Raw genomic sequence first — 262 nt, forward strand, 5'->3', positions numbered from 1 at the left:
CGCATCGTTCACGGCATTCACGGTCACTTTCACGTTCGCGCTGTCTACATCGCCGTCCGCGTCTTTCACCTGGTAGCCGAAGTTGATCTCACCATTGAAGTCAGCCGCTGGCTCGAACGTCATCGCGGCGGATGGCGCGATGACCACGGTGCCATTGTCCACCGCGATGTCTTGGGCATTGCCGGTTAACGCCACGCCGTTGATGTGGGTGATTTCCAGGCCGCCGTCTGGTGCACTGTCGTTGCCCGTTAGGTTCAAAGAG

1 protein-coding gene is annotated in these 262 nt (G+C 59.2%); it reads right to left on the reverse strand.

Annotated elements, in window-relative coordinates; all coding sequences use genetic code 11:
* A partial coding sequence (locus UF06_RS27050) for a cadherin-like domain-containing protein (protein ID WP_045572549.1) occupies positions 1-262 on the reverse strand: 262 nt, incomplete at both ends.

It is taken from the genome of Vibrio sp. S234-5, assembly GCF_000960595.1.
In the GTDB taxonomy this organism is placed as follows: domain Bacteria; phylum Pseudomonadota; class Gammaproteobacteria; order Enterobacterales; family Vibrionaceae; genus Vibrio.